General features: G+C 70.8%; 26 protein-coding genes. 17 read left to right on the forward strand and 9 right to left on the reverse strand.

The annotated features are described in order from the left end of the window. The first annotated feature begins 158 nt into the window (after nt 1-158). Nucleotides 159-2,030, forward strand: a complete 1,872-nt coding sequence (lepA, locus tag VJ976_RS06405) for a translation elongation factor 4 (RefSeq protein ID WP_324099282.1) — start codon at nt 159-161, stop codon at nt 2,028-2,030. 5 nt (nt 2,031-2,035) lie between these two features. After that, nucleotides 2,036-2,761 carry a tRNA (guanosine(46)-N7)-methyltransferase TrmB gene (trmB, locus tag VJ976_RS06410; RefSeq protein WP_324099283.1) on the forward strand — a complete coding sequence of 242 codons (726 nt, stop codon included), beginning with the start codon at nt 2,036-2,038 and terminating at the stop codon, nt 2,759-2,761. A gap of 56 nt (nt 2,762-2,817) precedes the next feature. On the opposite strand, the gene ppk2 is transcribed toward trmB, so the two are convergent. After that, a complete protein-coding gene (gene ppk2, locus VJ976_RS06415; RefSeq protein WP_324099284.1) occupies nt 2,818-3,714 on the reverse strand; it encodes a polyphosphate kinase 2 in 897 nt (298 codons plus the stop codon). A 71-nt stretch (nt 3,715-3,785) separates the two neighbouring features. Here ppk2 and hemW point away from each other — a divergent pair, with 71 nt between their 5' ends. Next, nucleotides 3,786-5,039, forward strand: coding sequence for a radical SAM family heme chaperone HemW (hemW, locus tag VJ976_RS06420; RefSeq protein ID WP_324099285.1), 1,254 nt, complete (start codon nt 3,786-3,788; stop codon nt 5,037-5,039). A 24-nt stretch (nt 5,040-5,063) separates the two neighbouring features. Here the strand turns inward: hemW and VJ976_RS06425 are convergent, their stop codons facing one another. Together VJ976_RS06425 and VJ976_RS06430 are read right to left on the reverse strand one after the other, a co-directional pair. Further along, nucleotides 5,064-5,762 (reverse strand): DUF4870 domain-containing protein, encoded by a 699-nt coding sequence (locus tag VJ976_RS06425; RefSeq protein WP_324099286.1) that lies wholly within the window; start codon nt 5,760-5,762, stop codon nt 5,064-5,066. Further along, nucleotides 5,759-6,649: a DUF3097 family protein gene (locus VJ976_RS06430; RefSeq protein ID WP_324099287.1), complete on the reverse strand. Its 891-nt coding sequence runs from the start codon at nt 6,647-6,649 to the stop codon at nt 5,759-5,761. Before VJ976_RS06430 ends, VJ976_RS06425 begins: the two co-directional genes overlap by 4 nt. Before the next feature lie 157 nt (nt 6,650-6,806). Here VJ976_RS06430 and hrcA point away from each other — a divergent pair, with 157 nt between their 5' ends. The 11 genes from hrcA (at nt 6,807) to ptsP (ending at nt 18,343) form a co-directional block, all read left to right on the forward strand. Next, the gene (hrcA, locus tag VJ976_RS06435; protein ID WP_324099288.1) at nt 6,807-7,823 is read left to right on the forward strand and encodes a heat-inducible transcriptional repressor HrcA; all 1,017 of its coding nucleotides are present in this window, start codon (nt 6,807-6,809) and stop codon (nt 7,821-7,823) included. 136 nt (nt 7,824-7,959) lie between these two features. Then, nucleotides 7,960-9,081 carry a molecular chaperone DnaJ gene (gene dnaJ, locus VJ976_RS06440; protein WP_324099289.1) on the forward strand — a complete coding sequence of 374 codons (1,122 nt, stop codon included), beginning with the start codon at nt 7,960-7,962 and terminating at the stop codon, nt 9,079-9,081. Then, entirely contained in the window at nt 9,078-9,842 is a 765-nt protein-coding gene (locus tag VJ976_RS06445; protein WP_324099290.1) for a 16S rRNA (uracil(1498)-N(3))-methyltransferase, read from the forward strand. Before dnaJ ends, VJ976_RS06445 begins: the two co-directional genes overlap by 4 nt. 9 nt (nt 9,843-9,851) lie before the next feature. Beyond that, complete coding sequence (locus VJ976_RS06450; protein WP_324099291.1) at nt 9,852-10,208, forward strand: HIT domain-containing protein; 357 nt, start codon at nt 9,852-9,854, stop codon at nt 10,206-10,208. A 13-nt stretch (nt 10,209-10,221) separates the two neighbouring features. Continuing rightward, complete coding sequence (locus VJ976_RS06455) at nt 10,222-11,232, forward strand: PhoH family protein (RefSeq protein WP_324099292.1); 1,011 nt, start codon at nt 10,222-10,224, stop codon at nt 11,230-11,232. Next, complete coding sequence (gene ybeY, locus VJ976_RS06460; RefSeq protein ID WP_324099293.1) at nt 11,229-11,738, forward strand: rRNA maturation RNase YbeY; 510 nt, start codon at nt 11,229-11,231, stop codon at nt 11,736-11,738. The genes VJ976_RS06455 and ybeY overlap by 4 nt, the downstream gene beginning before the upstream one ends. A 37-nt stretch (nt 11,739-11,775) precedes the next feature. Further along, a complete protein-coding gene (locus tag VJ976_RS06465; RefSeq protein WP_324099294.1) occupies nt 11,776-13,209 on the forward strand; it encodes a hemolysin family protein in 1,434 nt (477 codons plus the stop codon). Further along, entirely contained in the window at nt 13,206-14,123 is a 918-nt protein-coding gene (gene era / locus VJ976_RS06470) for a GTPase Era (protein ID WP_324099295.1), read from the forward strand. Before VJ976_RS06465 ends, era begins: the two co-directional genes overlap by 4 nt. Before the next feature lie 81 nt (nt 14,124-14,204). After that, complete coding sequence (gene dhaK, locus VJ976_RS06475) at nt 14,205-15,209, forward strand: dihydroxyacetone kinase subunit DhaK (protein ID WP_324099296.1); 1,005 nt, start codon at nt 14,205-14,207, stop codon at nt 15,207-15,209. Beyond that, a complete protein-coding gene (dhaL, locus tag VJ976_RS06480) occupies nt 15,209-15,829 on the forward strand; it encodes a dihydroxyacetone kinase subunit DhaL (protein WP_414693578.1) in 621 nt (206 codons plus the stop codon). The genes dhaK and dhaL overlap by 1 nt, the downstream gene beginning before the upstream one ends. An 18-nt stretch (nt 15,830-15,847) precedes the next feature. Further along, a complete protein-coding gene (gene ptsP, locus VJ976_RS06485; RefSeq protein WP_324099298.1) occupies nt 15,848-18,343 on the forward strand; it encodes a phosphoenolpyruvate--protein phosphotransferase in 2,496 nt (831 codons plus the stop codon). A gap of 4 nt (nt 18,344-18,347) precedes the next feature. Here ptsP and VJ976_RS06490 read toward each other — a convergent pair whose 3' ends face one another. Beyond that, nucleotides 18,348-18,989, reverse strand: coding sequence for an alpha-ketoglutarate-dependent dioxygenase AlkB (locus tag VJ976_RS06490; RefSeq protein WP_324099299.1), 642 nt, complete (start codon nt 18,987-18,989; stop codon nt 18,348-18,350). 105 nt (nt 18,990-19,094) lie between these two features. Here VJ976_RS06490 and recO point away from each other — a divergent pair, with 105 nt between their 5' ends. Further along, nucleotides 19,095-19,841, forward strand: a complete 747-nt coding sequence (gene recO / locus VJ976_RS06495) for a DNA repair protein RecO (RefSeq protein ID WP_324099300.1) — start codon at nt 19,095-19,097, stop codon at nt 19,839-19,841. An 8-nt stretch (nt 19,842-19,849) separates the two neighbouring features. Then, on the forward strand, nt 19,850-20,662 hold the full coding sequence (locus tag VJ976_RS06500; protein ID WP_324099301.1) for an isoprenyl transferase: 813 nt from the start codon (nt 19,850-19,852) through the stop codon (nt 20,660-20,662). A gap of 87 nt (nt 20,663-20,749) precedes the next feature. Here VJ976_RS06500 and VJ976_RS06505 read toward each other — a convergent pair whose 3' ends face one another. From VJ976_RS06505 to VJ976_RS06525, 5 genes are read right to left on the reverse strand one after another with little or no spacing between them, the layout of a single operon-like run. Then, entirely contained in the window at nt 20,750-21,136 is a 387-nt protein-coding gene (locus VJ976_RS06505) for a transcriptional repressor (protein ID WP_324099302.1), read from the reverse strand. Then, nucleotides 21,133-22,164 (reverse strand): metal ABC transporter permease, encoded by a 1,032-nt coding sequence (locus tag VJ976_RS06510; protein WP_324099303.1) that lies wholly within the window; start codon nt 22,162-22,164, stop codon nt 21,133-21,135. The genes VJ976_RS06505 and VJ976_RS06510 overlap by 4 nt, the downstream gene beginning before the upstream one ends. Then, on the reverse strand, nt 22,157-22,972 hold the full coding sequence (locus VJ976_RS06515) for a metal ABC transporter ATP-binding protein (protein ID WP_324099304.1): 816 nt from the start codon (nt 22,970-22,972) through the stop codon (nt 22,157-22,159). Before VJ976_RS06515 ends, VJ976_RS06510 begins: the two co-directional genes overlap by 8 nt. Next, nucleotides 22,969-23,979, reverse strand: a complete 1,011-nt coding sequence (locus VJ976_RS06520; RefSeq protein ID WP_324099305.1) for a metal ABC transporter substrate-binding protein — start codon at nt 23,977-23,979, stop codon at nt 22,969-22,971. Before VJ976_RS06520 ends, VJ976_RS06515 begins: the two co-directional genes overlap by 4 nt. A gap of 42 nt (nt 23,980-24,021) precedes the next feature. Next, complete coding sequence (locus tag VJ976_RS06525; RefSeq protein WP_324099306.1) at nt 24,022-24,360, reverse strand: DUF6703 family protein; 339 nt, start codon at nt 24,358-24,360, stop codon at nt 24,022-24,024. 40 nt (nt 24,361-24,400) lie between these two features. On the opposite strand from VJ976_RS06525, the gene VJ976_RS06530 reads away from it, so the two are divergent. Further along, nucleotides 24,401-25,804: a glycine--tRNA ligase gene (locus VJ976_RS06530; protein WP_324099307.1), complete on the forward strand. Its 1,404-nt coding sequence runs from the start codon at nt 24,401-24,403 to the stop codon at nt 25,802-25,804. Nucleotides 25,805-25,808: the final 4 nt, after the last annotated feature.

Here is a 25,808-nt window from a genome sequence, read left to right on the forward strand (position 1 = left end):
GCCCGCCCTGGCGGAATCCTCGATGGTCCGCACCGTGCTGGTGGTGACCTTCTCGACCGACCGCGTGGAGTGTGGGCGCGACGCCGGGCGCCTCACCGCGTGGGAGACTGAGAGCGGCGTTCCGTCATCCGTTGCTACCCCATCGAGGTTCTACACGCGTGTCACCCCGTGCCCAGATCGCTCCACCGCCGGCGGCCACGCCGCCGCAGGTCATCCGCAACTTCTGCATCATTGCCCACATCGACCACGGCAAGTCGACGCTGGCGGACCGGATGCTGCAGATCACCGGCGTGGTCTCCGAGCGGGCCATGCGCGCGCAGTACCTGGACCGGATGGACATCGAGCGCGAGCGTGGCATCACCATCAAGAGCCAGGCCGTGCGGATGCCCTGGGCGAGAAGCGCGGAGAACGGCGGTGAGCCGACCTCCTACGTGCTCAACATGATCGACACCCCCGGGCACGTGGACTTCACCTACGAGGTCTCGCGGTCGCTGGCCGCGTGTGAGGGCGCCGTCCTCCTCGTGGACGCAGCCCAGGGCATCGAGGCGCAGACGCTGGCCAACCTGTACCTGGCCATGCAGCACGATCTGACCATCATCCCGGTGCTGAACAAGATCGACCTGCCTGCCGCCCAGCCGGAGAAGTATGCCGAGGAGCTGGCCGGGCTGATCGGCTGCGACACCGGCGACGTCCTCCAGGTCTCCGGCAAGACCGGGCACGGCGTCACCGAGCTGCTGGACCGTATCGTGGCCGAGCTGCCGCCGCCGGTGGGCGATGCCCAGGCCCCCCCGCGAGCGATGATCTTCGACTCCGTCTACGACACGTACCGCGGTGTCGTGACGTACGTGCGCGTGGTCGACGGGAACCTGTCCCCGCGCGAGCGGATCACCATGATGTCCACCCGCGCGACGCACGAGCTGCTGGAGATCGGCGTGATCTCACCCGAGCCGGCCCGCAGCGAAGGCCTGGGGGTTGGTGAGGTGGGGTACCTCATCACCGGGGTGAAGGACGTGCGCCAGTCCAAGGTCGGCGACACCATCACCGGCTCGCGGCACATGGCCACGGTGCCGCTCGGTGGCTACCAGGACCCCAAGCCGATGGTGTTCTCCGGGCTGTACCCCATCGACGGGTCGGACTACCCCACGCTGCGCGACGCTCTGGACAAGCTCAAGCTCAACGATGCGGCGCTGGTCTACGAGCCGGAGACCTCGGTCGCCCTCGGGTTCGGCTTCCGCGTCGGCTTCCTCGGCATGCTGCATCTGGAGATCATCCGCGAGCGCCTGGAGCGCGAGTCTGGACTGGACCTCATCGCCACGCTGCCGAACGTGGAGTATCTGGTGACGATGGAGGACGGCACGAAGGTCGACGTCACCAACCCCAGCGAGTTCCCCTCCGGAAGGATCGCCGAGGTCACCGAGCCGGTGGTGCGCGCGACCATCCTGACTCCGAGCGAGTACATCGGCGCGGTGATGGAGCTGTGCCAGTCCCGGCGCGGAGCTCTGCAGGGCATGGACTACCTCTCGCCCGAGCGGGTGGAGATGCGGTACACCCTGCCGCTCGCCGAGATCGTCTTCGACTTCTTCGACGCCCTGAAGTCGCGCACCCGCGGCTACGCGTCGTTCGAGTACGAGGCGGACGGTGAGCAGAACGCCGAACTGGTCAAGGTCGACATCCTCCTGCAGGGGGACCAGGTCGACGCCTTCTCGGCCATCGTGCATAAGGAGAAGGCCTACGCCTACGGCGTGATGATGGCGGGCAAGCTCAAGGACCTCATCCCCCGGCAGCAGTACGAGGTGCCGATCCAAGCGGCGATCGGAGCGCGGGTGATCGCGCGCGAGACGATTCGCGCCATCCGCAAGGACGTGCTGGCCAAGTGCTACGGCGGGGACATCAGCCGCAAGCGCAAGCTGCTGGAGAAGCAGAAGGAGGGCAAGAAGCGGATGAAGATGGTCGGCACCGTCGAGGTGCCCCAGGAGGCCTTCATCGCTGCGCTCTCTCAGGACGGCTCGGCGGACAAGGCCAAGAAGTAGTGCCGGTGACCGTCCCGCCGCAGCCCGGCGAGGCCCGGCGTCGCTCGCGGACGCGGTCGTTCACCCGCCGCGGATCCCGGATGCCGGAAGGGCATCAGCGCGCCTACGACGTCATGGCTGCCGACTTCGTCGTGCCCGTCCCGCGCGCGGCGAGCGGGGATGACACGAGCGTGGACCCGGCGTACCGGCTGGACCCGGTGAGCGTGTTCGGGCGGTCGGTGCCGCTGGTGGTCGAGGTGGGTTCAGGGTCAGGCGACGCGCTGCGCGCCGGCGCGCAGGCGCGGGCCGACTGGGACTTTCTGGGTCTGGAGGTGTGGCGGCCCGGCATCGGGCAGACCCTGGCCCGGATGCGGTCGGCGCCGCTGACCAACCTGCGCCTGGCCGAGGTGGACGCCGCCCTCGCGGTGGAGACCATGCTCCGCGCGGCGAGCGTGCGGGAGCTGTGGACCTTCTTCCCCGACCCGTGGCCGAAGCGGCGACACCACGAGCGGCGCCTGGTCAACCCGGGCTTCGCCGATGCGGCTGCCGCTGTGCTGGAGCCCGGCGGCGTGTGGAGGCTGGCCACCGACTGGGCTGCCTACGGCCGGGCGATGCGCGGCCTGCTGGACGCCGACGACCGCTTCACCTTGACCTCCACCGAGCCGGCTCCGCTGCGGCCGGTGACTCGCTTCGAGCGCAAGGGGCTCGACGTCGACCGGGTCATCACGGACCTCAGCTACACCCGCCGCTGATCTCGTGCACCCGGTGACACCGGCCGGTTCGCACCTTGTCGGCCGCGCGGCACCGGTCAGTCCTCGGCGGTCTCCCGCCCGCGGCGCACGATGGCCGGGTCGGGCCGACCGACGATGTCCACGTCCTTACCGGTGTAGTCGAACCGGCTGAGGAAGGTGCGCATCGCGCTGATGCGGGAGCGCTTCTTGTCGTTGGACTTGATGGTCGTCCACGGTGCGTGGTCGGTGTCGGTGCGGCGGAACATCTTCTCCTTGGCGTCCGTGTAGTCCTCCCAGCGGTCCAGCGACTCCAGGTCCATCGGAGAGAGCTTCCAGCGCCGCACGGGGTCGAGCTGGCGGATCGCGAAGCGGGTGCGCTGCTCGTTGCGGGTGACGGAGAACCACAGCTTGGTCAGCGACACCCCGGACTCCACCAGCATCTGTTCGAACCGTGGTGCCTGCTTCATGAAGCGCTCGTACTCGTCGTCGTCGCAGAAGCCCATCACCCGCTCCACTCCCGCGCGGTTGTACCAGGAGCGGTCGAACAGCACGATCTCGCCGAACGTCGGCAGGTGCTTGACGTAGCGCTGGAAGTACCACTGCCCGGACTCCGCTTCGGTGGGCTTGTTCAGCGCCACCACTCGGGCTCCGCGCGGGTTCAGGTGCTCGGTGAACCGCTTGATGGCCCCGCCCTTCCCGGCCGCGTCGCGGCCCTCGAAGATCACCACGTGGCGGGTACGGGTGTCCTGCGCCCAGTACTGGAACTTGAGCAGCTCGACCTGCAGCAGGTACTTCTCGACGTCGTAGTAGTCCCGGCTCATCCGGGTGTCGTACGGATAGCCTTCACGCCAGGTCTCGACGGCGCTGCCGTCCGGGGAGATGAGGTCAGGGTCCGAGCCACCGTCGTCGCGCACGGTGTAGCCCTCGATGCGCAGCTGGTCGATGTACTCGCGGAGCTTCTGTTGCTGGACCACAACCCGACCCTAGTCCGCACCGGTGAGCGACACACGGCCTCACCGCTGGCAGCTTGCCGGACAATGGTCGGATGCCCTCTGCCCAGCTTCCCGGGGAGTCTGTGCCTCACGACGGCTCTCTGCCCGATCCCCGTCTTCTCGCTCCGGCCGCCCCGGCCTTCGGTGTCTACGTGCACGTGCCGTTCTGCCGCGTCCGGTGCGGGTACTGCGACTTCAACACCTACACGGCCGGCGAGCTGACCCGGGGGGGCAGTCTGGACGGTTATGTCGAAGCGGCCGTGGCGGAGATGGACCTGGCCGCCGTCGTCCTGGCCGGCCCGGCGGAACAGGCCCCCCGCCGGGTCGACACCGTCTTCTTCGGCGGAGGTACGCCGACCCTGCTGGCGGTGACCCAGCTGGCCGGGCTGCTGCGTGCCATCGACCAGCGTTGGGGGCTCGCGGTCGGCGCGGAGGTGACCACGGAGGCCAACCCGGACACCGTGACGGCGCGCGGGGCCCACGCGCTTGCCGCGGCCGGGTTCACCCGGGTCAGTCTCGGGATGCAGTCCGCGGTGCCTCACGTGCTGCGGACCTTGGACCGCACCCATGACCCGTCCCGGGTCGGCGCGGCGGTCGAGGCGGTGCGCGACGCAGGGATGCAGGTCAGTCTGGACCTGATCTACGGCACGCCGGGGGAGAGCCTGGCCGACTGGGAGGCGAGCATCGACGCGGCGCTGGCCCTGCAGCCGGACCACCTGTCCGCCTACGCGCTCACCATCGAGCCGGGTACGGCGATGGGTGCTGCGGTGCGGCGCGGAAGGCTGGCGCGGCCCAGCGACGACGACGAGGCCGACAAGTACGAGCTGCTCGACGAGCGTCTGCGCGACGCCGGCTTCGACTGGTACGAGATCTCGAACTGGACCCACGGCTCTGGCCTGCGCTGCCGCCACAACATGGGCTACTGGACCGGCGCCGACTGGTGGGGCATCGGCCCCGGTGCCCACAGCCACGTGCGGGGCATCCGCTGGTGGAACGTCAAACACCCCGCGGCGTACGCCGACCGCCTTTCGGCCTCGCTCAGCCCGGCCCACGCCCGCGAGGTGCTCACCGCGGAGCAGCGCTACGACGAAGGCGTGATGCTGCACGTGCGCACACGCGAGGGCCTCGATCTGTCGAGCCTGCGACCCGGCGGCCGCGCGGCGGTGGAGCGACTGGTCGCCGGGGGGCTGCTGGATCAGGACGAGGCCGATCAGGGCCGGGCCGTGCTCACCCGACGGGGCCGGCTCCTGACCGACACCGTGGTGCACGGCCTGTTGTCGACCGGTCCTACGCCGGTACCCGCCTGAGGTGCGGTGACAAGTGGCGTGGCGCTACTTCAGGACGGGGATCTGAGCGGGGTAGGTGTAGACCTCGCCGTTGCTCGCCTTCACCGCGGCCAGCACGTGCAGCACCATCGAGACCACCCAGATGACCAGGCCGATCGGCAGGGTGATGATGAGGAGCAGCCCGAGGGAGACCACGGACAGCACCACCAGCACGGCGTAGGCGATCCACAACGTGAGGTTGAAGTTGAACGCGCCGGCCGAGGCGTGCCGGACTCGTGGGCTGCGGTCCTTGAAGATCGCCCAGATCACGAGCGGGCCGACGAAGTTGAGCAGCCCGGCGCTGATCAGGGCCGCGACGGGCGCGGAGAGGTGCGCGAGGATGGCCCAGGTCCGCTCCTCGGACTCGCTCAGGGGGGCGCCGGAGCTTCCGGGTGCCGCCTGCTGCGCCTGACCGGGTCCGTAGCCGTACTGGGGCTGCCCGCCCGGATCCGCCTGCTGGGGCGGGTCGCTCGGCGGCGGGGTAGCGCTCGGCGGCTGCTCGCCGTGGGGAGCGGCTCCGTAGGCCGGCTGACCGCCCTGCGCCGGGTCCCCGTAGCCGGGCTGGTTCTGGGCCGGCTCGCCGTAGGGGGACCCACCGGGCGGCGGCCCGTCGAACCGCGGCTCGGTGCCGGCCCGGTCGTCGTCGGGCTGGTGCGAGCCGTGGGGGTCCGACGAGGGAGGGGGCGGGGGAGGAGCGGAGCTCATGATGCGCTGCTTTCGGTCGGTGGCACAGTGACGAAGTCGATCAGCTCTTCGACGCTGGCCAGAAGCGTCGGTTCCAGGTCGTGATAGGAGCGAACCGTGGACAGGATGCGCCGCCAACCCCTGGCGACGTCGTACTGAGTCTGGCAGGGCCAGCCCAGTTCGGAAAGTACGGCGTGCTTCCACGAGCGACCGGGTTCGATCACCGGCCAGGCCGCCAGACCCAACCGGGCCGGTCGGACGGACTGCCACACGTCCACGTACGGGTGCCCGAGGATTCGCACCCAGCGACTGTCGCAGGCGCGGCGGGCGGTCTCGACGACACGCCACTCCTTGGACCCCGGCACCAGGTGGTCCACGAGCACGCCCATACGCCGCGCGCGGTGCGGGGCGAAGTCCCGGATGGCGGCTGCGAGGTCGTCCACACCGTCGAGCATCTCGACCACCACGCCTTCCAGGCGCAGGTCGGCACCCCAGACCTTCTCCAGCAGCTCCGCGTCGTGCCTCCCTTCGACGAAGATGCGCGAGGTGGCCGCGACCCGAGCCGCAGCGCCGGTGACCGCGGTGGAGCCGCTGGCGGTGCGGGTGACCCCGTGTCCCTTACGGCCGGGCAGCTGGCTGCTCCGGGTGGCCGGCGCGCTCAGGGTGACCGGCGCGCCCTCGATGAGGAAGCCGGGGCCCAGTGGGAAGGCCCGCGTGCGCCCGCGGCGGTCTTCCAGGTGCACCACCCGCATGCCGCCGGCCGTCTCGACCTGCACGACCGCCCCGCACCATCCGGTCTCGACCTCTTCGACCACCAGGCCCTGCTGCGCCTCCACAGTCCGGCTGCCTCGCCGAGAAGGGTGCGCCGGGGGCGAGGCAAGGACGTCGGGGCCGTAGCGGTCGTGCACCGGCCCAGTGTCCCAGCGCGAGCGCGGGCCGGAGGCGAACCTCGCACCTGCGCGCGTCGGACCGCGTAGACTGGCACTCTCGAAAGCGGAGTGCCAGTCGTGGAGGCGACCCGGCGGGGCGCTCGCGCTCCGGCGCCGCAGAGGAGGTGAAGCACACGTGAGCGACGAACGTCGACTGGATGTGTTGCGGGCGATCGTGCAGGACTTCGTGCGCACCAGCGAGCCGGTGGGCTCGCGGGCGCTGCTGGAGCGACACTCCCTGGGGGTCTCCGCGGCCACCGTTCGCAACGACATGGCCGCCCTGGAGGAGGACGGCCTGATCATGGCGCCGCACACCAGTGCCGGGCGGGTTCCCACGGATGCGGGCTACCGCCTCTTCGTCGACCGCCTGTCCACCATCAAACCGCTCAGCGGCGCCGAGAAGGCGGCGATCCGGCGGTTCCTGGCCGGCGCCGTCGACCTCGACGACATCGTGGCCCGCACGGTGCGGCTGCTGTCCTCTCTGACCAACCAGGTCGCCGTGATGCAGTACCCGTCGCTGACCCAGTCGACCGTGCGTCACATCGAGCTCGTCCCGATCGGGGCCAACCGCCTGATGGTCGTGCTCATCGTCAACACCGGCCGGGTGGAACAGCGGGTGATCGAGACCGCACAGGACCTCACCGACGCCCATGAAGCCGTGGCGCACCTCCGCGCGCTGGTGAACGGCACCGCGGTGGGCCAGGCCCTGACGGCGGCTCCCGCCTTGCTGAGCAGGGCCATCACCGGTGTGGACCCCGAGCACGCCGACACCGCCGAGGCGGTCGTGGCCAGCCTGCAGGACGCCCTGGCCGAGCAGACCGAGGAGCGGTTGGTCATGGCCGGCACGGCCAACCTCGCGCGGGGAAGCAATGACTTCCCCACGTCGTTGGGAGAGGTGTTGCAGGCTCTGGAAGAACATGTGGTGCTGCTGAAGTTGATGGGTAGCAGAGCCACCATGGACGATGACGCCGTGGCGGTCAGTATCGGCGCCGAGAACGCCTTCGAGGGCCTACGGACCACCTCGGTGGTGACCACCACGTACGGCCCGGCCGGCGGGCTCGGCGTGGTGGGCCCCACCCGGATGGACTACCCGGTGGCGATGGCGTCGGTGCGCGCGGTAGCGCACTACGTCTCGACCATCCTCGAGAACTGAAAGCTCGGCCGCCCACCCGGCGACCCGCACGAACGCGACGAACCCGACGAGCCCGACAAGCACGACGAGCCCGAGAAGTACGACGAAGACCGCGAGTGATGGCACACCGATGACAGCGACAGGACAGGGAACGACAGTGAACGACTACTACGCCGACCTGGGGGTCGAGCGCGACTCGAGTGCCGAGGACATCAAGCGGGCCTACCGCAAGAAGGCGCGCAAGCTGCACCCGGACGTCAACCCCGGCCCGGAGGCCGAGGCCGAGTTCAAGCGCGTCTCGCAGGCCTACGACGTGCTGTCGGACCCGAACAAGCGAGCCTCCTACGACCGGGGCCAGGACCCCTACGGTGGCGCCACCTCCGGATTCGGGCAGGGCTTCACCTTCACCGACATCATGGACGCGTTCTTCGGGGGCAACGCGGCTGGTGGGCGTGGGCCGCGCTCGCGCACCCAGCGCGGTCAGGACGCCCTGATCCAGCTCGACATCGACCTGCCGCGGGCGGTTTTCGGTGGTGAGGAGACCCTGGTGGTGGACACTGCGGTGCAGTGCAGCACGTGCTCGGGCTCGGGGGCCAGGCCGGGCTCGGGGCATCGCACCTGTTCGGTCTGCTCGGGCCGCGGCGAGGTGCAGCAGGTGCAGCGCTCCTTCCTCGGCCAGGTGATGACCTCGCGTCCCTGCAGTGCCTGCCAGGGCTACGGCGAGGTGATCGAGAACCCGTGCTTCGACTGCTCCGGCGAGGGACGGGTGCGCACCCGGCGGGACCTGACCATCAAGGTGCCCGGTGGCGTGGACAGCGGCACGCGCATCCGGATGACCGGTGAGGGGGAGGTGGGCCCAGCCGGCGGCGAGCCCGGCGACCTGTACGTGGAGATCGCGGTCAAGCATCACGAGACCTTCCGCCGCCGCGGTGACGACCTGCACTGCTCCATCGAGGTCCCGATGGCGGCGGCCGCCCTGGGTGCGACCTTGACCGTGCACACGTTGGACGGTCCGAGCGAGGTCGACCTCAAGCCCGGTGCCCAGCCCCAGGACACGGTCACCCTGCCCGGCCACGGGGTCACCCACCTGCGGGGAACCGGACGCGGTGACCTCGTCGTCCACCTCGACATCAAGGTGCCCACCAAGCTCACCGAGCTGCAGCGCCAGCTGCTCACCGACTTCGCCGAGTCCCGCGGCGAGTCCCGGCCCGCGGGCCAGATGGCCCCGGCCCACGGCGGGATCTTCGGCAAGTTCCGGGAAGCCTTCTCCGGTCGGTGAGCCTGTCCCTGTTCCTGGTCGACGAGCAGGCCCTCAGCACGGCCGAACCGGGCGACGTGGTGCCGCTGTCGGGGGCGGAGGGCCACCACGCGGTCACCGTCGCCAGGACGAAGCCGGGTGAGCGCTTGCTGCTCGGCGACGGGATCGGCACCCTGGCGCGCTGTCGCGTGTCGGCCGTGGACCCGGGGCGGCTGGAGGCTGAGGTCGAAGACATCTGGTTCGAGCCCCCTGCGCAACCGTCCCTGACCGTCGTCCAGGCGCTGGCCAAGGGCGACCGCGACCTCCTGGCGGTCGAGGTGGCCACCGAGCTGGGCGTCGACGAGGTCGTGCCGTGGCAGGCCGACCGCAGCGTCGTGCGCTGGCGCGGTGACCGCGGGCGGCGGTCACAGCAGAAGTGGGGTCAGACGCTGGTTTCGGCGACCAAGCAGGCCCGCCGGGCCCGCATCCCCACCCTGGCGCAGGCCGCCGGACGCGAGCAGGTCCGCGCCCGGATCGCGGGTGCCGCCCGCGCCTGGGTGCTGCACGAGTCAGCCGAGGTGCACCTGGCCGACGTGGTCTCGTCGGCGGGGGCGGGCACGCCCCGCGCCGGGGAGGTCGTCCTGGTCGTCGGGCCCGAAGGCGGCATCAGCCAGGCAGAGCTCGACGCCTTCGTCGACGCAGGCGCCGAGCCGGTGGTCCTGGGACCCACCGTCCTGCGCACCTCGACCGCAGGCTCGGCGGGCCTGGCCGTCATCTGCGCGGCCTCGCGCTGGCGCGCCTAGTCTGGACGCATGGCTGACTGCATCTTCTGTTCCATCGCCTCCGGTGAGGTCGAGACCACGCTGGTGGGCGAGTCGGAGACCGCGGTCGCGTTCCGCGACCAGAGTCCTGCCGCCCCGGTGCACGTCCTGGTCGTTCCGCGCGAGCACCACGAGAGCGTGGCGCAGATGGCCGTGGTCGATGGCCAAGGTGTCGCCGACCTGTTCGCCCTCGTCGGCGAGGTGGCAGACGGGGAAGGCATCGCAGGCACCGGATACCGCGTGCTCACGAACACCGGCGCCGACGCCGGCCAGGAGGTGGCCCACGTGCACCTGCACGTCGTCGGTGGTCAGCCGCTCGGCGCGCTGCTGAGCGGCTCGCGCGGGTAGACTCGCCGGTCTCATGACAGAGACTTCTCCCACGGTTCCCGCGTCCGACGTGCCGGTGCACACGGTGCACATCCCGCCCGAGGTCTCGATGGTCTCCTTGCTGGGGCCGGGGGATGAGCTGCTCCGCACGGTGGAGCGCAGCTTCGACGAAGTCGACCTGCTCGTGCGCGGCAACGAGGTCCGGCTCAGCGGGCCGTCCGCGGACCTCGCTCTCGTGGAGCGCCTGCTCGACGAGATGCTGTCCATCCTCGGCCGCGGTCAGCTGCTGAACCGGGACGCCGTGGAGCGCGCGATCGCCATGCTGCGTGCGGAGACCCACGACCGTCCCGCGGACGTGCTGACGATGAACATCGTCAGCAGCCGGGGCCGGACCATCCGGCCCAAGACGCTCAACCAGAAGCACTACGTGGACGCGATCGAGTCGCACACCGTGGTGTTCGGTATCGGGCCGGCCGGCACGGGTAAGACCTACCTGGCGATGGCCAAGGCCGTGGCAGCGCTCCAGGCCAAGCAGGTGAACCGGATCATCCTCACCCGACCGGCCGTGGAGGCCGGCGAGCGCCTGGGGTTCCTGCCCGGCACCCTGAACGAGAAGATCGACCCCTACCTGCGGCCCCTGTACGACGCCTTGCACGACATGGTGGACCCGGAGTCGATCCCTCGGCTGATGGCGTCGGGAGTCATCGAGGTGGCCCCCCTGGCCTACATGCGAGGACGCACCCTCAACGATGCCTTCATCATCCTGGACGAGGCGCAGAACACCTCCGCGGAGCAGATGAAGATGTTCCTGACGCGCCTGGGGTTCGGCTCGAAGATGGTGGTGACCGGCGACGTCACCCAGGTCGACCTGCCCGGGGGCACCACGTCCGGCCTACGCGTGGTCGAGAACATCCTGGGCGGCATCGAGGACGTGCACTTCGCCCATCTGAGCAGCGCCGACGTCGTCCGGCACCGGTTGGTCGGCGCGATCGTGGAGGCGTACGGGCGGTTCGAAGGGGCGTCGTCGAGCCGGGACGCGCGGTGAGCATCGACATCATCAACGAGTCCGGCGAGGTCCCGGCCGCGGTCCCCGAGGAGGAGCTGCACGCCCTGGCCACGTACGTCCTGACCGAGCTCAAGGTCCACCCGCGCGCCGAGCTGGCGGTCTCGCTGGTGGACGAGGCCGCCATGGAAGCCCTGCACCGGCAGTGGATGGACCTGGCCGGGCCGACCGACGTGATGAGCTTCCCCATGGACGAGCTCCGTCCGGGCGGTGGTGAGCAGGGGATCGACGGCGGCGTGCTGGGGGACGTGGTGCTGTGCCCCGCCGTGGCTCGCCGGCAGGCCGCGAACAGCGGCCATTCCACCGCCGATGAGCTGCTGTTGCTGCTGACGCACGGGGTCCTGCACCTGCTCGGCTTCGACCACGCCGAGGCGAAGGACGAGCGGGAGATGTTCGACCTGCAGCGCACCCTGCTGTTGACCTACCTGGCCGGCCGCGGGCGGAGCACCTCAGCCGCGCCCGCACCCCGGCTGGGCACGTCGTCGTGAGTCCCCGTCCTGCTGCGCGAGCAACGGTGGGCGCGCCATGACCTCGCTCATCCTGGTGGCCATCCTCGCGACCGGCGTGGCGTTCGTCCTCTCGGCTGCCGAGACGGCCCTCCAGCGCATCTCGCGCGCCCGCGCACACCAGCTGCGCGAGGACCGACGCCGTGGGTCGCAGGCGTTGAGTCGGATCGTGGCCGATCCTGGCCCCTATCTCGCGGTGGCCGCGTTCGGCCGGGTCACCGCCGAGTCGCTGACGGCGGTAGCCGTGGCGGTGGCGGTCGCCACGCAGACCGACAACCACTGGCAGACGGCGCTGGTCGCGGTGGCGATCATGGTCCTCATCTCGTTCGTCCTGGTGGGAGTCTCTCCCCGGACTCTCGGGGCCCAGCACTCCGAGGAGATGGCGTTGCTGGCCGCCCCCGTGATCCGCTTGCTGCGTCGCATCCTGGGGCCCGCGGCGAAGCTTCTGGTGGCGTTCGGCAACGCGGTGACGCCCGGCCGCGGATACGACGACGGACCGTTCGCCTCGGAGGCTGAGCTGCGCGACTTCGTGGACCTGGCGGGGGAGAGCGCGGTGATCCAGGTGGGGGAGCAGGAGATGATCCACTCGATCTTCGAGCTCGGCGACACCGTCGCGCGAGAGGTGATGGTGCCGCGTCCGGACATGGTGACCGTAGGCCGGGAGAAGACACTGCGCCAGGCCATGTCCCTGTTCCTGCGTTCGGGCTTCTCCCGCGTGCCGGTCATCGGCGAGCACAGCGACGACGTGCTCGGGCTGCTGTACTTCAAGGATGTCGCCCGTCACGTCAACGCGCGCGGCGAGCAGGCCGAGGGCACGCGTGTCACGGAGGTGATGCGGGCCGTGCACCGGGTGCCGGACAGCAAGCCGGTGGACGGCCTGCTGCGGGAGATGCAGCAGCAGCGGCTGCACTTCGCGATGGTGATCGACGAGTACGGCGGCACGGCGGGGTTGGTGACCATCGAGGACATCCTGGAGGAGATCGTCGGCGAGATCACCGACGAGTACGACCGCGACGTCGTGGAGGTCGCCCAGCTCCCGGACGGTCGCACCCGGGTGCCTGCGTCGATGCCGGTGGATGACCTGGCCGACATGTTCGACGCCGAGATCGAGGTGGAGGACGTGGACACGGTCGGCGGACTCCTGGCGGCCACCATCGGCATGGTCCCGATCGTCGGCTCGGTGGGAGAGGTCGCCGGTCTGCAGCTCGTCGCCGAGCGCATGGCGGGTCGACGGCGCCGGGTGGCCACGGTGCTCGTGGAACGACTGCCGGGGGACCGCGGCGACGAGGAGGACGACGAGGGGCGCGCCGACGCCGCTGGTCGCGGCGAGCCGGTTGAGCCCGCGGGCCAGAGCCGTCGCGACGATAAGGGCGGCGACGATGCCGCGTCCGTGGTCGGGGAGGCGCGCCCGGTGACGCATGCTGGTGGCCAGCACAGCCGGTCGGGCCCGTGAGCCAGGAGCCGCACCGTTCGGGGTTCGCCGCCCTGGTAGGCCGCCCCAACGCGGGCAAGTCCACCCTCACGAACGCCCTGGTCGGTGCCAAGGTGGCCATCACCTCCAACAAGCCGCAGACCACCCGGCACGCCATCCGCGGCATCCGTACCCGGCCGCTTGCCCAGCTGGTGCTGGTGGACACGCCGGGGCTGCACCGACCCCGGTCACTGCTGGGCGAGAGACTGAACGACCTGGTGCGCGAGACCTTGCTCGGGGTCGACGTCATCGGCTTCTGCGTCCCGGCGGATCAGCGGCCCGGCCCGGGGGACCGGTTCATCGCCGAGGACCTGACCCAGCTGCGCCGGGCCAGAGCGGTGCCCGTGGTCGCCGTCGCCACCAAGTCGGACACGGTGAGCCGGGAGCGTCTGGCCGAACATCTCGTCGCGCTGGACCAGCTCGCCGACTGGACCGAGATCGTCCCGTGCTCCGCCGTGCGCGGGGACCAGGTGGACGAGGTGGCCGACGTGCTCACCTCGTACCTGCCCGTGGGGCCCCCGCTGTATCCCGAAGGGACCGTCTCCGACGAGCCCGAGACCGTGATGATCGCCGAGCTGGTGCGCGAGGCCGCGCTGGAAGGGGTGCGCGACGAGCTGCCCCACTCTCTCGCCGTGGTGGTCGAGGAGATGACCCCCCGAGCCGATCGGCCGGCCGAGAAGCCGATGACCGACGTGCGAGTGCATGTCTTCGTCGAGCGTCCGAGCCAGAAGGCCATCATCATCGGTCGTGGGGGCGCCCGGCTGGCTCAGGTGGGTACCACGGCACGTCACGGTATCGAGGCGCTGCTGGGCCACCGCGTCTACCTCGACCTGCACGTCAAGGTCGCCAAGGACTGGCAGCGCGACCCCAAGCAGCTGCAGCGACTCGGGTTCTGAGCGCGTCGAGCCGTCTGACTTCCCGCCTGAGGTGCCGATCCGGCCTGGTCACCGGGGTGCCCTAGTGGTTGAGTGTGGTGCATGAAGAAGTTCATCAACGACCCCGCCGACGTGGTCGCCGAGGCTCTGCGCGGCATGGCCGCGGCTCACCCGGACAGGCTGCGCATCGACCACGACCAGCACATCGTCTACCGCAAGGACGGACCGAAGCAGGGCAAGGTCGGCCTGGTCAGTGGCGGCGGATCGGGTCATGAGCCGCTACACGGCGGGTTCGTGGGCACGGGCATGCTCGACGCGGCCTGTGCCGGAGAGATGTTCACCTCCCCGGTCCCGGACCAGATGATCGCGGCCACCCAGGAGGTCGACGGCGGGGCCGGCGTGCTGCACATCGTCAAGAACTACACCGGCGACGTGATGAACTTCGAGATGGCGGCCGAGCTCGCCGCGGACGATGCCGGGACCGAGGTCGTCGCGGTCGTGACCGACGACGACGTCGCGGTGCAGGACTCCCTCTTCACCGCCGGGCGCCGGGGGACGGGCGTCACCGTGGTGCTGGAGAAGGTCGTCGGGGCCGCGGCCGAGGAGGGCGCGAGCCTGTCGGACTGCGCGGCACTCGCCGAGCGCGTCAACGCCTCCGGACGCTCGATGGGCGTGGCGCTGACCTCCTGCACGGTGCCGTCGGCCGGGAAGCCGACCTTCGACCTGGGCGAGGACGAGCTCGAGCTGGGGGTGGGCATCCACGGCGAGCCGGGGCGGGAGCGCAGGCCCATGGCCTCCGCGCGCGAGGTCGCCGGCATGATGGTGGAGCCGGTGCTGGCCGAGCTCGACCGGGCCGGCAGCGAAGGAGCCATCGTCCTGCTGAACGGGATGGGCGGCACCCCTCTGATCGAGCTCTACCTCCTCTACGGCGAGGTGGCGCGCATCCTGGAGCAGTCCGGAGTCACCGTGGCACGTTCACTGGTGGGCAACTACATCACCTCGCTGGAGATGGCCGGTGCCTCCGTCACCGTGGTCACCGCGGATGACGAGATGGTCCGGCTGTGGGACGCCCCGGTGAACACTCCCGGACTGCGCTGGGGCGTGTGATGGCCGACCTGGCGGCCTTCCAGGCCTGGATGAGCGCGTTCGCGGAGGAGGTGAGCACGCACGCCGAGCATCTCACCGACCTCGACCGTGCGATCGGGGACGGAGACCACGGCAGCAACATGGCGCGAGGTGTGGACAAGGTGGCCGCCCTCGCTGACGACGGGGAGTACCCGTCGCTGAACGCCTACCTGAAGAAGGTGGGGATGACGCTGGTCAGCACCGTCGGTGGCGCCTCCGGCCCGCTCTACGGCACGTTCTTCCTGCGGATGGCCGGGCCCCTGGCCGACGTGGAGGACCCCGGCACCGAAGAGCTCGGTCACGCGCTGCGGGCGGGGGTGGAGGGCGTGGTCTCCCGTGGCAAGGCCGAGCTCGAGGACAAGACGATGTACGACGCCTGGGCCCCGGCCGTCGAGGCCTTCGAGAGCAGCGTCGACGATGGCACGCAGGCGGCTCTGGAGGCGGCGGCCGCGGCGGCGGCTCGAGGCCGGGACTCCACGGAGGGCCTCATCGCCCGCAAGGGCAGAGCCAGCTATCTGGGTGAGCGCAGCCGGGGACACATCGACCCGGGCGCAGCGAGCACCGCCCTGCTGCTGCAGGCCGCTGCCCGCACCCTCGCCTAGCCTGCGGGGAGTGAGCCCGTGATCGGGATCGTGGTGGTCAGCCACAGCCGTGCCTTGGCCCGGGCTGCGGTCGACCTGGCCCTGCAGATGGTGCAGGAGGACCAGCGGCCGCGAGTGCGGGTGGCCGCCGGCCTCGACGACGGAAGCTTCGGGACGGACGCCGCTGCCGTGTCCGAGGCGGTGCAGGCCGCGGACACCGGAGCCGGGGTGCTCGTGCTCCTCGACCTGGGTAGCGCGGTGATGTCCGCGGACATGGCACTGGAGCTGCTCGACCCGAGCACAGCCGATCGGGTGCGCATCTCCAGCGCGCCACTCGTCGAGGGCCTGGTCGCCGCGGTGGTGACCGCGAGCTCCGGTGCCGACCTCGACCGAGTTCACCGCGAGGCGGGTCGGGGACTCGACGCGAAGGTCGAGCACCTCGGCGACCATGCGCAGCGCCCGTCCGAGACGCACCAGGCGGGCGATGGCCTCGGGCCGGAGGCAGCCAGCCGCCTCATCCTCGTCGACCTTCCGCACGGCCTGCATGCCCGGCCGGCGGCTCGGTTCGTGGCCTGTGTCAACGACTTCCCCACCGCCACGGTCCTGGCGCGCAACGAGGACTCTGCGTCGGACTGGGTCGACGCCGCCAGTATCAGCGCCGTCACCGGTCTGCACGCCGGGCGAGGCCATCGGATGCGACTGCGAGCCGTTGGCGAGCAGTCCGAGGAGGCTCTCGACGCCCTCGAGCAGCTGGCTCGTTCCGGTTTCGGTGACAGGGCCCCCGCGCAGGCCGCCCCCGGCGTCGCGGAAGGGACGGCAGCACGGTCAGGTACGCGAACCCCCGCCCCGGGTCTCGACGTCGCGGTCGGGCCGGTCCGTCGGGCCGGCGAGCGCGCCGAGCCCTCGGCCTACCGTGGCAGCAACGACGTCGCCACCGAGCGCGGCCGGCTGGAGCGGGCGATCGACGTGGTTGCCGCCGACCTGGACGACCTGGCCACCACGACGAGGTCGAGTGTGGGGGCGGCAGAGGCAGACGTGTTCCTCGCCCATCAGGCGTGGGTTCGCGACCCCGCGATCACGACGCCCGCGTTCGCCTCGGTGGACGCAGGCGAGCCTGCCGCCAACGCCTACGCCCGTGCAGGAGAGCGCGCGGCGAGTGACCTCGGTGAGCTGGAGGACGCCTACCTTCGCGAGCGCGCCGCAGACGTGCGCAGCGTCACCGACCGGGTGGTGGGCACGCTCGTCGCCCTGACGGCGGTCGGCGCCGGGTCAGCCCCGTCCGATGTTCCCGAGGGGGTGGCGCACATCCTGCTGACCCCGGACCTCGATCCTGCCACCGCGGTCACGGTGGATCCGGAACGGGTGAGCGGGATCGTGACCACCCGCGGAGGCAGCACCGGGCACGGAGTGCTGGTGGCGCAGTCGCGCGGTATCCCGATCCTCCCCGGCTGGCCCGAGGCGGCTCGGCTGCCCACGGGTACGGTCGTCGCCTTCGACGCTCGTCGCCGACGGCTGTGGGTGGAGCCTGACCCGACGGTCCTCGACAACATCGAGGAGCTGGTCACCCAGCGAGCCGAGCAGCAGCGTCGCGACCGCGCGGCGGCCCACGACCCAGGCCAGACGGCCGACGGAACTCCCGTCGCGGTGGAGGCCAACGTGGCCACCGCCGACGATGCGACCCGAGCCGTCGAGCTGGGGGCACAGGGCGCAGGGCTGGTGCGCACGGAGCTGCTCTTCGACGGGTGGACGAGCGCCCCGACGGTGCACGAGCAGACGCGCGCGCTGACCACACTGGCCGAGGCGCTCCAAGGCCGACCGATGACGGTGCGGACCTGGGACGTGGGGGCGGACAAGCCGTTGCCGTTTCTCGGCCGGCGGCAGGAGCAGAACCCTTTCCTCGGTGTCCGGGGTCTGCGCTCGTTCTCCACCGAGCCGTCCCTCCTGCACGACCAGCTGCGTGCGGTGTGCCGGGTGGCACGGACGCACCCGGTGCGTCTGATGTTCCCCATGGTCACCACCCTCGCGGAGGTGCACTGGGCACTGGAACGCCTGGACGACGCCGCCCGGGACGAGTGCGGCTCCCGGCCGGACGGCCTCGAGGTCGGAGTCATGGTCGAGGTGCCTGCTGCAGCTCTGCGGGCGCGCCTCCTGGCCACGGATCTGGACTTCGTGAGCATCGGCACGAACGACCTCACCCAGTACACCCTGGCCGCCGAGCGGGGCAACGCCGGCGTCGAGCACCTCTTCGACCCCCTGGACCCAGCGGTGTTACGTCTGGTGCACACCGTCTGCCGCGATGTCCCTGACGGTGTGCGGGTGGGGGTGTGCGGGGCGGCAGCCAGCGACCCGGCGGCAGGCGCCCTGCTGGTCGGGCTCGGGGTGCGCGAGCTCAGTGCCACTCCTCTCGCGGTTCCCCGGGTCAAGGCCGGGCTACGCCACCGCAGCCAGACCGAGCTGTCCCGCCTCGCCGAGCGTGCGCTGGCCTGTCGTGCCGCCTCCGAGGTCCGCGCCCTGCTCGACGCGGAGCTCGGCTAGCGCCTCAACGCACGCCCCTCGTGCGGAACTGGATGCTGATGCGTGGCCCCACGGGGGCTGTGGTCTTGGGGACGCAGTGGTCCCAGGTGCGTTGGCACGACCCACCCATGACGAGCAGGTCGCCGTGGCCGAGGACGAAGCGCATCGAGGTGCCGCCGCCACGAGGGCGGAGCATGAGGGCCCGTGGAGCGCCGATGGAGACGATGGCAACCATGGTGTCCTCGTCGGCGGACCGACCGAACCGGTCGCCGTGCCAGGCGACGCTGTCCCGCCCGTCGCGGTACAGGCACATCCCCACGGTGCGAAAGGGCTCACCCAGCTCGGAGTGGTAGTGGGCACTGAGCTCCTCCCGGGCCTGGTCGAGGGCGGGGTCGGGAAGCCTTTCCCCCTCGCCGTAGTAGCGCAGCAGCCGGGGCGTGTCGAGGACCCGGTCGTACATGCGCCGCCGCTCGCCTTGCCATTCCACCCGGGCCCCGCCCCCGAGGCGAAGCCGGTCGAAGAGCTCGTCGGAGCCCGTCACCCAGCCGGGTCGCAGGTCCACCCATGCCCCGTCGCCCATGACGGTCCGGCTGACGGCGTCGGACAGGGCGCGCAGGCCGACGTCATCCGTCTGATCGAGAAGACTGCCTTGCCACGCGACCGACATGGCTCAACTATAGAACAGGTGTTCGACGAATGCACGCGCCTGGCCCGGCAGGCGGGCCATGGCTGCTTTCGATGGTCTCGCCGCAGCGTGAGCGAGACTAGGGTCATGCCGCTGTACCGGGACGCCGCGATCGTGCTGCGCACGCACAAGCTGGGTGAGGCCGACCGGATCGTCACGATGCTCACCCGCGGCCGCGGCAAGGTGCGTGCAGTGGCGAAGGGGGTGCGGCGTACCCGGTCCAAGTTCGGAGCGCGGCTCGAGCCCGGCATGGTCGTGGACGTGCAGTGCTACGAGGGGCGGAACCTGGACACCGTGACCCAGGCCGAGGGGTTGGCGCCGTACGGAGAGATGATCAGCCACGACTACGAGGCGTGGACCGCCTCACACGCGATGCTGGAGATGTGCGACCACCTGGTCGCCGAGCAAGAGGTGGCCGTGCAACAGTTCGTGCTCCTGGCGGGCGGACTGGCTGCGCTCGCGGCAGCCGAGCACGACTCCCGGCTGGTCCTGGACAGCTACCTGCTGCGGACGATGGCCGTCGCCGGGTGGGAAGCGAGCTTTGGCGACTGCGCCCGCTGCGGTGCCCCCGGTCCTCACCGAGGCTTCAACGTGGGGCTGGGGGGCGCGGTCTGTCCGGCGTGCCGACCACCGGGCTCGGCCGCTCCGGCACCCCAGACCTTCGCCCTGCTGGCGGCCCTGCAGACCGGGGACTGGACGGCGGTCGAGGCCAGCGATGCCCGGCACCGTGCCGAGGCGAGCGGGCTGGTGGCGGCCTATCTGCACTGGCACCTCGAGCGCGGGGTCCGGGCGTTGCGCTACGTCTCGGCGGCGACACCCCCCGCTCTGGCATGATCGCCGCCATGGCGGGGGACCGACGTGCGCCGCGGCCCCCGTTCCGCCACCCCAGCGGCGCGAGGCCACCGCAGATCCCACCCCATCTCGTGCCGCGCCACGTGGCCATCGTGATGGACGGCAACGGCCGCTGGGCGAACGCGCAGGGACTGACGCGGGTGGAAGGACACAAGGCGGGCGAGTCCTCGTTGCTGGACGTCATCGCGGGGGCGATCGAGATCGGCGTGTCGTGCGTCTCGGCCTACGCCTTCTCCACCGAGAACTGGAAGCGCTCCCCGGAGGAGGTGCGTTTTCTGATGGGGTTCAACCGAGACGTGATCCGTCGCCGGCGCGACGAGATGGACTCCTGGGGCGTGCGGGTGGTCTGGTCCGGCCGTCGGCCCCGCCTCTGGCGCTCGGTCATCACCGAGCTCGAGGACGCCCAGCGGCGCACGGCGGACAACCGTGTCATCACGCTGAACTTCTGCGTCAACTACGGGGGGAGGGCGGAGATCGTCGATGCCGTGCGCGAGATCGGTGCTGACGTGGCCGCGGGCCGGATCAGCCCGGCGCGAATCGAGGAGCGGAGCGTCGCCCGGCATCTCTACCGGCCCGAGGTGCCGGACGTCGACCTCTTCGTGCGCTCGTCGGGAGAACAGCGCACCTCGAACTTCCTGCTCTGGCAGAGCGCCTACGCCGAGATGGTCTTCCTGGACACGCTGTGGCCCGACTTCGACCGTCGTGACCTCTGGCGCGCCGTGCAGCTGTACGCCGAGCGGGACCGCCGGTACGGGGGCGCCCGAGACCGCAACGATGGAACGGGGCCGGGCGACGGGGCGTGAGACGGCCCGACGACGTCACTCACCGGCCAGCGAGACGGCGAAGAGGGCGACCGCCGGGGCCGTCACGTGCGGCGACGCGCGCCAGGGCTAGTGCGCGTCGCAGGAGCCGAAGATCTCCAGCGTGTGGGCCACGTCGGTGAAGCCGTGCTCGCGAGCCACCCGCTCGGTCCACTTCTCCACCGCCGGTCCGGCGATCTCCACGGTGCGTCCGCAGTCACGGCACACGAGGTGATGGTGGTGCCCGCTGCTGCAGGCCCGGTAGACCGCCTCTCCGTCGCCGGTGCGCAGCACGTCCACCTCACCGTCCGCGGCCAGGCTGGTCAGGGTGCGGTAGACGGTGGCCAACCCCACCGCGCTGCCACCGGCGCGCAGACGCGCGTGCAGCTCCTGTGCAGAGGTGAAGTCGGCCGTGGCTTGCAGCTCGGTGGTGACCGCCAACTGCTGCCGGGTGGGCCTGCGGCTCTGGGTGCTCATCGCGTGACCTCCGAGTCGGGTTGGTCGGTGTGCGACGGCGGGGAGGTGCGGTCCTGATGGGTGAGGTCGGTGTGCTCGTCGTAGTGACCGCCGTGGGCAGCGTGGCGGTGCCCGTCGTGCACATAGTCGACGTGGTCCCCATGCGGGACGGCCGGGTGTCCGCAGTCCGGGCCGTGCTCATGGATGTGCTGCTCGGCGACCGGATGCCGGCGGGCCAGCCACGGACGGACCGCTGCTCGGCCCAGGGCGACCACCGCGAAGAGGCCGATGGCGCACAGGACGATCGTGCCGCCCGAGGAGGTGTCCGCGTGGTAAGAAAGCACCACCCCTCCGACGGCCGACAGGAGCCCGAACGCCACCGCCCACCACGTCGCGGTGCGGAAGCTGCGGGCGACCTGCTGTGCCGCGGCGTTGGGCACGATCATCAGCGCGCTGATGAGCAACAGCCCGACCACGCGCATGGAGACGACGACGGTCAGGGCGGTCAACGCGGCGAGCAGGAGGTTGAGGGCCAGGACGGGCATGCCGCTGGCTCGGGCGTACTCCTCGTCGCCGGCCACGGCGAAGAACCTCTGGCGGAGCACGGTGGTCAGCACGACGAGCACCACGGAGAGCGCCGCGAAGACCGTGAGGTCCCCCCGGGAGGTTGTCGTGATCGCCCCGAAGAGGTACCCGGTGAGCGTGGAGGTCTGCGAGCCCTCGACCTTGTTGATGATCACGACACCGGCGGCGATACCCCCGTAGAACATGATCGCGAGCGCGATGTCCCCGCTGGTGCGACCCCGCATCCGAGTCAGCTCGATGCACACTCCGGCCAGCATCGCGGCCACGAGCGCGGTGGCGATCGGAGCGGCGTCGGTGAGCACGCCGACCGCAACGCCCGCCAGAGCCACGTGCCCCATCCCGTCGCCGATGAGCGACAGCCGCCGCTGCACCAGGAAGATGCCGACCAGAGGGGCGGCGACGCCGACGAGCGCTGCCGCCACGAGGGCATAGCGCATGAAGTCGAGGCTGAGGATCTCAGGCATGCGTGCTCTCCTCGCGCGGGTCGACCGGGCCGACCCACCACGAGGTGCCCGCGGGCGGCTGTTCGTGAGCGGGCTGGGCGACGGTGCCGAGCGGCTGGTCGAGCAAGCGGTCGCGGTAGGCCCCGGGGCTGCCGTCGAAGACCACCTCGCCGGCCTCCAGCGCGACGATCCGGGTGATGACCTCGGACAGCATCGACAGGTCGTGCGTGACCACGAGCATCGTTGCGCCACGGTCGACCAGACGGTGCAGCAGGCGGGTGAGGACCTCCTGGGAGCCGCGGTCGACCCCGGCCATCGGTTCGTCCAGCACGAGCATGGACGGCTCACCGGCCAGCGCCCGGGCGATGAGCACCCGTCGTTGCTGTCCCCCGGAGAGCTCGGAGACCTCCGCCTCGGCTCGGTCGCCCAGTCCCACGGTCTCCAGGGCGTCGCGGACCAGGCTGTCGTCATGTGTCGTCGCCCGGCGCCACCAGGGTCGATGAGCGAGCCGTCCGGTCGCGACGACCTCCCGCGCGGTGGCTCGCACCGAGGTGGAGAGGGTGTGCCGCTGGGGCACGTAGCCGATGAAGCGCCGGTCCGACGGCGAGGCCGTGGTGAGGGCAGGGTCACCGAGGCTGAGCCTTCCTCCCAGATGGTCGTTGAGTCCCAGCAGCCCTCGCACGAGGGTGGACTTCCCGGACCCGTTCGGGCCCAGCAACGCCACCACCTCGCCGGGGCGGATCGTGAGAGAGACCTCGCCGACCACCGCCCGCCCTGCGTACCCGAAGGAGGCCCGGTCGAGCCCGAGCACTGCGTCCGGCTCGCTCATGAACACTCCTGACCCGCGCGCAACGTCTCCAGGTTACTGCGCATCACGCTGAGGTAGTCCGACCCCGGGGACTCCTCGGTCAGTCCCTCCAGCGGGTCGAGCAGCCGCACCTGCGTCCCGGTCTCCTCGGCCACGGTGTCCGCGATGTCGCGGCTGAGAAGGACCTCGGTATAGATGACCGGCACCTGGGTCCTCTCCACGGTGCGTGCGACCTCGGCGAGGCGGGCCGGGCCGGGTTCGGACTCCGGCGAGATCCCCGAGATGCTGATGAGGTGCAGGTCGTGCGCGCGCGCGATGTAGCCGAACGCCTCGTGGGTCGTGACCATGTCTTCGTGGCGACACCGCGCCAGCCCCTCGTCGTACTCGGCCTGGAGGGCCTCGAGCTCGCCGGTGAGCTTCTCGGCGTGAGCGGCGTAGGTCTCGGCGTTGTCCGGGTCGACCTTGGCGATGCGCTCCTCCACGGCCTCGGTCACGGCCACCATGCGCGTCGGGTCCAACCAGAAGTGCGGGTCGAGCCCGCCCTCGTCCTCGTGGGCGTGGCCCTCCTCCTCGGAGTGCTCGTCGTCCTCGCCTTCATGCTCGTGCGCCCCCTCGCCCTCGTGAGCCGACTCCTGCGCGTCCCCCTCATCGGCCCCCTCCGCCTCGACAGGCACGAGGTCGGCCGCGCCGTTGACATCGAGGGAGTGGTCGCCCGCCTGTTCCTCGACGGCTGCGTCGACCGCCTGCTGCAGACCGCTCGAGTAGATCACGAGGTCGGCGTTCTTCACCTCGCCGACGGCCCGGGGGGAGAGCTCGAGGTCGTGGGGATCCACTCCCGGCGAGGTGAGGACCTCCACCGACGCCGGGTCGCCGGTCACCCGGGAGGCCACGAACTCCAACGGGTAGAAGGCGGCGAGCACGGTGGGCGAGTCGCTTTCGCTGCTCGACTCCGAGGACGAGCCGCAGGCGGTCACCCCGAGCACGGAGCAGAGGGCGACAGCGGTCAGTGAGCGGCGACGTCCGAACATGACGCCACTGTGGCGTTCATGAGAATGATTGTCAAAACCGTTCTAACCACGAGGCACGACGGACGTCACCGCGATGGCGACGACCAGCAACAACACGGATGCACGCATCGCGCGCTCCGGGCGGCGTAGGTGCGGCCAGGTGAGGTACAGCAGCCAGCCGAGAAAGGCGATGGGCACCAGCAGCAGCATCCCCCCGACGACTCCCCCCACGAAGGCTCCCGTGAGCATCAGGACGCCGACGACGACGAACGGCAGCAGGGCCGGGAGGGAGGCAAGCCGCACCAGCCACGGGGTGCTGGCCCGTTCGATGCGTCCACGCACTCCGTCGGCGGAGGCGCCCGGACCGGTCGGGTCGGGCGGGGGGGAGGAGGCGGCAGGCACGATGGCAGCCTAGTGCGCGCCGCGCTTTAGGATGACGCGCATGGCAGCCCCCTCCACCGTGGACAGCGTCGTCAGCCTCTGCAAACGCAGGGGCTTCGTGTTTCCCGGCGGGGAGATCTACGGCGGAACGCGGTCGTCCTGGGACTACGGACCGCTGGGGGTGGCGCTCAAGGACAACATCAAGCGTCAGTGGTGGCGGGCGATGGTGCAGACCCGCGACGACGTGGTGGGTCTCGACTCCTCGGTCATCCTGCCGCGTCAGACGTGGGTGGCCTCGGGCCACGTCGGCGAGTTCTCCGACCCGCTCACCGAGTGCCTGAGCTGTCATCGCCGCTTCCGCCTCGACCACATGCAGGAGGCGGCGGCGCAGCGAGCGGCGAAGAAGGGCCGGCCGGTCGATCCCGACTCGGTGGCCCTGGAGGACCTGAGCTGCCCGCACTGCGGCACCAGGGGTGCCTGGACCGCGCCGCGGGAGTTCAACATGATGCTCAAGACCCATCTGGGGGTCCTGGAGGACGAGTCGGGGCTGCACTACCTGCGTCCGGAGACCGCCCAGGGAATCTTCATCAACGTCGGCAACGTGATGACAGCGACCAGGAAGAAGCCGCCGTTCGGCATCGCCCAGGTCGGCAAGAGCTTCCGCAACGAGATCACGCCCGGCAACTTCATCTTCCGCACCCGGGAGTTCGAGCAGATGGAGATGGAGTTCTTGGTCGAGCCGCAAGCCGCGCCCGAGTGGCACGAGTACTGGATCGCCCAGCGGACGCAGTGGTACATCGACCTCGGGATCGACCCGGAGAACCTGCGCCACTACGAGCACCCGCGCGAGAAGCTGTCCCACTACTCGGACCGGACGGTCGACATCGAGTACCGCTTCAACTTCGCGGGCAGTGAGTGGGGAGAGCTGGAGGGCATCGCCAACCGCACCGACTTCGACCTGCGTACCCACAGCGAGCACTCGGGCACCGACCTGTCGTACTACGACCAGGCCTCGGGTCAGCGGTATGTCCCCTACGTCATCGAGCCGGCGGCCGGCCTGTCCCGATCGCTGATGACCTTCCTCGTCGATGCCTACACCGAGGACGAGGCACCGAACGCCAAGGGCGGGGTGGACAAGCGCGTGGTCCTGCGTCTGGACCCGCGTCTGGCTCCGATGAAGGTGGCCGTGCTCCCGTTGTCGCGCAACGCCGAGCTGTCGCCGTTGGCCAGGGACCTGGCGGCCCGACTGCGCCAGCACTGGATGGTCGACTTCGACGACGCAGGCGCGATCGGTCGCCGGTACCGCCGCCAGGACGAGATCGGCACCCCCTTCTGCGTCACGGTGGACTTCGACACCCTGGACGACCAGGCTGTGACCGTCCGGGAGCGCGACTCGATGGGGCAGGAGCGTGTCTCGCTCGACCGGGTGGAGAGCTACCTCGCCGGGCAGCTGCTCGGCTGCTGAGCAC

This window comes from Ornithinimicrobium sp., from assembly GCF_035267225.1.
Taxonomy (GTDB): domain Bacteria; phylum Actinomycetota; class Actinomycetes; order Actinomycetales; family Dermatophilaceae; genus Ornithinicoccus.

Coding starts and splice junctions, on each gene's coding strand:
- hemW (WP_324099285.1), top strand. CDS start 3,786: ATGCCCTCTGCCCAGCTTCCCGGGGAGTCTGTGCCTCACGACGGCTCT.
- VJ976_RS06425 (WP_324099286.1), bottom strand. CDS start 5,762: ATGAGCTCCGCTCCTCCCCCGCCCCCTCCCTCGTCGGACCCCCACGGC.
- VJ976_RS06450 (WP_324099291.1), top strand. CDS start 9,852: ATGGCTGACTGCATCTTCTGTTCCATCGCCTCCGGTGAGGTCGAGACC.
- VJ976_RS06455 (WP_324099292.1), top strand. CDS start 10,222: ATGACAGAGACTTCTCCCACGGTTCCCGCGTCCGACGTGCCGGTGCAC.
- VJ976_RS06465 (WP_324099294.1), top strand. CDS start 11,776: ATGACCTCGCTCATCCTGGTGGCCATCCTCGCGACCGGCGTGGCGTTC.
- dhaK (WP_324099296.1), top strand. CDS start 14,205: ATGAAGAAGTTCATCAACGACCCCGCCGACGTGGTCGCCGAGGCTCTG.
- dhaL (WP_414693578.1), top strand. CDS start 15,209: ATGGCCGACCTGGCGGCCTTCCAGGCCTGGATGAGCGCGTTCGCGGAG.
- VJ976_RS06490 (WP_324099299.1), bottom strand. CDS start 18,989: ATGTCGGTCGCGTGGCAAGGCAGTCTTCTCGATCAGACGGATGACGTC.
- recO (WP_324099300.1), top strand. CDS start 19,095: ATGCCGCTGTACCGGGACGCCGCGATCGTGCTGCGCACGCACAAGCTG.
- VJ976_RS06500 (WP_324099301.1), top strand. CDS start 19,850: ATGGCGGGGGACCGACGTGCGCCGCGGCCCCCGTTCCGCCACCCCAGC.
- VJ976_RS06505 (WP_324099302.1), bottom strand. CDS start 21,136: ATGAGCACCCAGAGCCGCAGGCCCACCCGGCAGCAGTTGGCGGTCACC.
- VJ976_RS06510 (WP_324099303.1), bottom strand. CDS start 22,164: ATGCCTGAGATCCTCAGCCTCGACTTCATGCGCTATGCCCTCGTGGCG.
- VJ976_RS06515 (WP_324099304.1), bottom strand. CDS start 22,972: ATGAGCGAGCCGGACGCAGTGCTCGGGCTCGACCGGGCCTCCTTCGGG.
- VJ976_RS06520 (WP_324099305.1), bottom strand. CDS start 23,979: ATGTTCGGACGTCGCCGCTCACTGACCGCTGTCGCCCTCTGCTCCGTG.
- VJ976_RS06530 (WP_324099307.1), top strand. CDS start 24,401: ATGGCAGCCCCCTCCACCGTGGACAGCGTCGTCAGCCTCTGCAAACGC.